At 57.3% G+C, this 6,490-nt stretch carries 5 protein-coding genes; 1 reads left to right on the top strand and 4 read right to left on the bottom strand.

The window, feature by feature from the left end; translation table 11 throughout:
* Nucleotides 1-133 precede the first annotated feature (133 nt).
* The 4 genes from hemG to pepQ are packed head-to-tail and all read right to left on the bottom strand — an operon-like array spanning nt 134 to nt 4,111.
* Entirely contained in the window at nt 134-667 is a 534-nt protein-coding gene (gene hemG / locus ACUW6V_RS20015) for a menaquinone-dependent protoporphyrinogen IX dehydrogenase (protein WP_004385501.1), read from the bottom strand.
* 10 nt (nt 668-677) lie between these two features.
* Nucleotides 678-2,129, bottom strand: coding sequence for a Trk system potassium transporter TrkH (trkH, locus tag ACUW6V_RS20010; protein ID WP_012126021.1), 1,452 nt, complete (start codon nt 2,127-2,129; stop codon nt 678-680).
* Between the two features lie 39 nt (nt 2,130-2,168).
* Nucleotides 2,169-2,780 carry an IMPACT family protein gene (locus tag ACUW6V_RS20005; RefSeq protein ID WP_007891432.1) on the bottom strand — a complete coding sequence of 204 codons (612 nt, stop codon included), beginning with the start codon at nt 2,778-2,780 and terminating at the stop codon, nt 2,169-2,171.
* Complete coding sequence (gene pepQ, locus ACUW6V_RS20000; protein ID WP_012126023.1) at nt 2,780-4,111, bottom strand: Xaa-Pro dipeptidase; 1,332 nt, start codon at nt 4,109-4,111, stop codon at nt 2,780-2,782. The genes ACUW6V_RS20005 and pepQ overlap by 1 nt, the downstream gene beginning before the upstream one ends.
* A 189-nt stretch (nt 4,112-4,300) precedes the next feature.
* On the opposite strand from pepQ, the gene fadB reads away from it, so the two are divergent.
* A complete protein-coding gene (gene fadB / locus ACUW6V_RS19995; RefSeq protein WP_012126024.1) occupies nt 4,301-6,490 on the top strand; it encodes a fatty acid oxidation complex subunit alpha FadB in 2,190 nt (729 codons plus the stop codon).

Raw genomic sequence — 6,490 nt, 5'->3', positions numbered from 1 at the left:
GACGGGCCGGCTCGTTTGCCGTTGTGCCGTGTCAGTGGAGGCGCATTATAGGGAGTTCTTTCCGCCTGACAACCCCTAATTTCAAAAAACTTTTCGTTCGCTTACTTTCCAGGCAATGCGCCGGAAAATGATACTAATCGCGGCTCAGACGGGCGATTTCCTGCGCAAAAAGGGCCACCTGAGGCCAGTCCGTGTAGACCACTTCTTTTGACGTATCGGTTTCCCCGCCCGTCATTTTCATAATCAGGCGAATCATGAAGCGGTCAAACCAGCGATACCGCGGATAACGCAGCGCACCCGCAAAGACAGCGCAGCGATCAGGCTGCCACGGTGAGTTCAACAGAAACTTGCGCGTATAGCTGTTGGTTTGCGGCGTTCGCTTCTCTGGCTTACGCGCCACAAGGTTTACCGAGAAGAACGCGCCCGGCAGCGCGTTAAGCGCCTGTTGATGCTGCTTCACAAACGCGTCCAGCGTCGGGTGAAAATGGCCGTAGCGAATCGACGCGCCTATCACCACCTTCTTATATTGCGTCCAGTCTGGCGCTTCGGCGCGATGCAGGTTAACCACATCCACCGCCTCGCCCATTTCCTGTAGCTGGGACGCGATATAAAAAGCGATTTCGCGCGTTTGTCCGTCGCGGGTGGAAAACAGAATTAAGGTTTTCACATTTATCTCCTTATTCGCGCCAGAAAGTCGGGGTGAACAGCACCAGAAGCGTAAACACCTCCAGACGCCCGAAAAGCATATTGGCAATGAGTATCCACTTAGCGACGGGATTCATACTGGCGAAGTTATCCGCCACGACGCCAAGACCAGGCCCAAGGTTATTGAGCGTCGCCACCACAGAGGCGAATGCCGAGAAGTCGTCCACGCCGGTCGCGATAATCGCCAGCATGCTGACCAGAAACACCAGCGCATACGCCGAGAAGAACCCCCACACCGCTTCGAGGATACGTTCCGGCAACGCGCGATTACCAAGCTTAATACTGTATACCGCGTTCGGGTGGACCAGCCTTTTCAGCTCGCGGTTGCCCTGTTTAAAGAGCAGCAGAATACGAATAACCTTGAGACCGCCGCCGGTTGAACCCGCGCAGCCGCCAATAAACGCCGAGCAGAGCAATAGCACCGGCAGGAAGAGCGGCCACTTCGCGATGCTGTCCGTCGTAAAGCCCGCCGTCGTCGCCATCGACACCACCTGGAAAAACGCCTGGTTAAGCGTCGTTATCGCCGAATCGTAGGTATCATGGAACCAGAGCACCAGCGTACAGATAAAGACCAGCGTCAGCTGCACGCCGATAAACATGCGAAATTCCGGGTCGCGGGAATAGACCTTCAGGCTACGCCCGCTGAGCAGCGAAAAGTGCAGGCCGTAGTTACAGCCGGAGATCAGCAAAAAGATAGCAATGATGGTGTTAATGGTCGGGCTGGCGAAATACCCCACGCTGGCATCGTGCGTAGAGAACCCGCCGATAGCGATAGTGGCAAAGCTGTGGCCAATCGCATCAAACGCGGGCATTCCGGCAAACCACAGCGCCAGCGCGCACGCCACCGTCAGCAAGACATATATCAGCCACAGCGTTTTCGCCGTTTCGGCAATACGCGGGCGCATTTTGTTGTCTTTGAGCGGCCCCGGCATTTCAGCGCGGTATAGCTGCATCCCACCGACGCCGAGAATAGGCAGAATCGCCACCGCCAGCACAATGATCCCCATCCCGCCGAACCATTGCAGCATCTGGCGATAGAAAAGAATGGCATGCGGCAGAGAATCAAGGCCCACCAGCGTCGTCGCGCCCGTGGTGGTCAGCCCAGAAAAGGATTCGAAAAAGGCGTCCGTGATGGTGAGGTTTGGCCGCTCGGAAAAGATAAACGGCAACGCACCGACGCTGCCAAGCACCGTCCAGAAGAGCACGACGATAAGAAACCCTTCGCGCGATTTCAGTTCGCGCTTCTGATGACGGTTCGGCCACCAGAGCGCCGCGCCGATAGCCAGCGCGACAAAAAAGGTTTGGGTGAAAGCGCGTCCCGCGCCGTCGCGGTATAGCAGGGCTACCAGGCCGGGAATGATCATTGTCCCGGAAAACAGGATAACCAGTAGACCAACGATTCGGGTAATGGCGCGAAAATGCATCTGCCGTTTCCTTTGGAATCAAAATGAAGGAGAGGATTATTATTCAACCGACAACAAATGCAATGCACCACGGCTAAAGTCGGCAAGCTTTGCCGAAAAAGCCGCCACCTGCGTATGCGGAAGCGCCACGCGCAACGCCACATTGGCCTGAAACGCGCTTTCAACCACCTTGCCGTTAAACTGACCGAGCAGCCCTTCTACACCCGCGAGCTGCGCGTAATCGCACAGCAAAGTATATTCCGTCAGCGGCACTTTGAGTGTCGTTTCAAGCCGCGTTAACGCCTGTTGAACGCCGCCACCATAGGCTTTGACCAGCCCGCCGGTGCCAAGCTTGATGCCGCCGAAGTAGCGCACCACCACGGCGGTGATTTCGCCAACGCCGCTGCCCATCAGCTGCGCCAGCATCGGTTTTCCGGCCGTGCCCGCTGGTTCGCCGTCGTCCGAGAACCCGAGTTGCTGCGAATCATCGGGCGCGCCCGCCACCCACGCCTGGCAATAATGCCTGGCATCCGGGTAATCGACGCGCGCCTGCGCAACAAACGCTTTGGCCGCTTCCACGCCCTCGGTATGGCCGAGCAACGTAATAAAGCGGCTCTTTTTAATCTCTTCCGTAAAGATCACCGGCGAGGCCGGAACAGGCCAGCTCTCCATCAGGCGAGCTTCAGATCCCGGGTCATGTTTTCCACGCCGTGCTCGTGAATCACCACGTTATCCTCAATACGGATACCGCCGAACGGCTTCAGCGCCTCGATTTTCTGCCAGTTGAAGTGCTTGCTGAACGGGCCTTCTCGCCACGGCACCAGCAGCGACTCAATAAAGTAAATGCCCGGCTCAATCGTCAGCACCATACGCGGCTGCAATACGCGCGTGCAGCGCAGATACGGATATTTCGCCGGTGCAGCCAGATGCGTGCCGGTATCGTCCTGCATAAAGCCCGCGACATCATGCACCTGCAAGCCCAGCGGATGCCCGATACCGTGCGGCATAAACGGCCCGGTAATGTCGGCTTCCACCATCGCTTCTTCGCTAATGTCCGTGACAATCTGATGACGGCGCAGCAGCTTCGCGATGCGCTGATGGAACTGAATGTGGTAATCGATATAACTGACGCCCGCTTTCATGGTGCCAATCAGCGCCAGCTGTTCTTCATTCACGTCTTTAATCAAAGCCGCGAAATCGCTGTCGCCGTCGGCCGCCCAGGTGCGGGTCAAATCGGCTGCATAACCGTTATATTCGGCGCCCGCGTCCAGCAGGAAGCTGCGCATCTCAGACGGCGCGCGGTGATCGAGCCGGGTGTAATGCAGCACGGCGGCGTGCTCATTAAGCGCCACGATATTGCTGTAAGGCACATCGGTATCGCGATGGCCGGTCGCGGTCAGGTACGCGAGGTTAATATCAAACTCGCTCATGCCTGACAGAAACGCCTCATGCGCAGCGCGATGGCCGTTAACCGCCGTCTTCTGCGCTTCGCGCATGCAGGCCAGTTCGTAATCTGTCTTATACGCGCGGTAAAAGTGCAGATAATCAATCACGCCTTTCGGGTTAATTTTATCCGCCGGGACGTCCAGCTTCAGCGCGCGCTCCGGCACCGGGCCAATGTACGCGATGTTGCCACGCGCGGCAGGCAGCTGACCGCCGATGTCATCGGCTTTCGGCAGCGCGATAATGTCTATCTCTTCCGTCCAGAACGCACTCGGCAGCGGCTCGACGTTATGCCAGTAATCCACCGGCAGGTAAAACCACAGCTTCGGCTTGTTCACGCCATCCACCAGCAACCAGCAGTTTGGCACCTGCGTCACCGGCACCCACGCTTTGAACTGCGGATTCACCTTAAACGGATACGGATGATCGTCTAAAAAGACATTAAACAGCTCCCCGGAATGGATAAGCAGCGCGTCCAGATTAAAGCGGGCAAGCACGTTGCGGGTACGCTCCTGGAGCGTATCCAGATGATTTTTATAGAGGGTGGTCAGCGAATCCATACTTTACCTTTAAAGTTTGAGCTCTCAACTCCGGCATCTTAGCACACCGGTTTATTCCCTGAGCGTTTTCCACCATCCGTGATCGCGTTTGCAAATATTTAAACAGTAATTTGCATTTCATTAACATCAACTCCACACTCCGCTTCATCTGGTACGACCAGATCCCCTTGCTGGATTCAGGAGACCGACATGCTCTACAAAGGCGACACCCTGTACCTTAACTGGCTGGAAGACGGCATTGCCGAACTGGTGTTCGATGCCCCCGGCTCGGTGAATAAGCTTGATACCGCGACCGTAGCAAGCCTTGGCCATGCGCTCGACGTGCTGGAAAAACAGCACGATCTCAAAGCCCTGCTGCTGCGCTCGGAAAAAGCCGCGTTTATCGTCGGCGCCGACATTACCGAATTCCTCTCGCTGTTCCAGGTGCCTGCTGAGCAATTAAGCCAGTGGCTGCACTTTGCCAACAGCGTATTTAACCGTCTTGAAGATCTGCCGGTGCCGACCCTTTGCGCCATAAACGGCTACGCGTTAGGCGGCGGCTGTGAATGCGTGCTGGCGACCGATTTCCGTCTCGCCACGCCGGATGCCCGTATCGGCCTGCCGGAAACAAAACTTGGCATCATGCCGGGCTTTGGCGGTTCGGTACGCCTGCCTCGTCTGCTGGGCGCTGACAGCGCGCTGGAAATCATCGCGGCCGGTAAAGACATCACCGCTGACGCGGCGCTAAAAGTGGGCCTGGTTGATGCGGTCGTGAAACCGGAAAAACTGATCGAGGGCGCGCTGCGTATGCTGCGCCAGGCCATCGACGGCGAGCTCGACTGGCAAGCCCGCCGCCAGCCGAAGCTTGAACCGCTGCGCTTAAGTAAAATCGAAGCGACTATGAGCTTTACCATCGCCAAAGGCATGGTGATGCAGACCGCGGGCAAACACTACCCGGCACCGATGACGGCGGTGAAAACCATCGAAGCGGCCGCAGGGCTGGGCCGTGATGAAGCACTGGCGCTGGAGAATAAAAGCTTTGTGCCGCTGGCGCGCTCCAGCGAAGCGCGCGCGCTGGTCGGCATCTTTTTAAACGACCAGTACGTCAAAGGCCTTGCGAAAAAACTGACCAAAGAGACCGAGACGCCGAAACAGGCCGCGGTACTGGGCGCAGGCATTATGGGCGGCGGCATCGCTTACCAGTCCGCCTGGAAAGGCGTGCCGGTCATTATGAAAGACATTAATGAGAAATCACTGACGCTCGGCATCAGCGAAGCCAGCAAGCTGCTGAATAAACAGCTGGAGCGCGGCAAAATCGACGGGCTGAAGCTCGCAGGCGTTATCGCCACCATCCATCCGACGCTGGATTACGCCGGCTTTGAGCGCGCTGACGTGGTCGTCGAGGCGGTGGTCGAAAACCCGAAGGTGAAAAAAGCGGTGCTGGCGGAAACCGAAGAAAAAGTCCGCCCGGATACCGTGATTGCCTCCAATACCTCGACGATTCCTATCAGCGAGCTGGCAAGCGTGCTGAAGCGCCCGGAAAATTTCTGCGGCATGCACTTCTTTAACCCGGTGCACCGTATGCCGCTGGTTGAAGTAATCCGCGGAGAGAAAACCTCCGACGCCACGATTGCGAAAGTGGTGTCCTGGGCCAGCAAAATGGGCAAAACGCCGATTGTGGTGAATGACTGTCCTGGTTTCTTCGTTAACCGCGTGCTGTTCCCCTACTTTGCCGGTTTCAGCCAGCTACTGCGCGACGGCGCCGACTTCCGCCAGATAGACAAAGTGATGGAGAAACAGTTCGGCTGGCCGATGGGCCCGGCGTACCTGCTGGATGTTGTCGGCATCGACACCGCGCATCACGCGCAGGCCGTGATGGCGGCGGGCTTCCCGCAGCGCATGCAAAAAGATTACCGCGATGCTATCGACGCGCTGTTTGACGCCGGTCGCTTCGGACAGAAAAACGGTAAAGGTTTCTATGCCTATCAGGAAGACAGCAAAGGCAAACCGCGCAAAGTGCCGGATGACGCGGTAGACAGCCTGCTTGCCGAAGTGAGCCAGCCGAAGCGCGCGTTCAGCGATGAAGAGATCGTGGCGCGCATGATGATTCCGATGGTCAACGAAGTGGTGCGCTGCCTGGAAGAAGGCATTATCGCAAGCCCGGCCGAGGCGGATATGGCACTGGTCTACGGTCTCGGCTTCCCGCCGTTCCACGGCGGCGCGTTCCGCTGGCTGGATACGCAGGGCAGCGCGAAATACCTCGATATGGCGCAGCATTATCAGCATCTCGGCCCGCTTTATGAAGCGCCAGCGGGGCTTCGCGATAAAGCGAGCCACAATGCGCCTTATTATCCCCAGGTTGAACCTGCCCAACCGGTAGGCGAACTGCAAACGGCTTAA

Source organism: Cronobacter sp. 153480017-3 (genome assembly GCF_053627815.1).
The sequence above is the reverse complement of the archived record's forward strand: the minus strand, read 5'-3'. Positions and strand labels throughout refer to the sequence as shown.

What these genes read in the sequence shown, in the direction of transcription:
- fadB (WP_012126024.1), top strand. Translation starts at nt 4,301, where the DNA reads ATGCTCTACAAAGGCGACACCCTGTACCTTAACTGGCTGGAAGACGGC.
- pepQ (WP_012126023.1), bottom strand. Translation starts at nt 4,111, where the DNA reads ATGGATTCGCTGACCACCCTCTATAAAAATCATCTGGATACGCTCCAG.
- trkH (WP_012126021.1), bottom strand. Translation starts at nt 2,129, where the DNA reads ATGCATTTTCGCGCCATTACCCGAATCGTTGGTCTACTGGTTATCCTG.
- ACUW6V_RS20005 (WP_007891432.1), bottom strand. Translation starts at nt 2,780, where the DNA reads ATGGAGAGCTGGCCTGTTCCGGCCTCGCCGGTGATCTTTACGGAAGAG.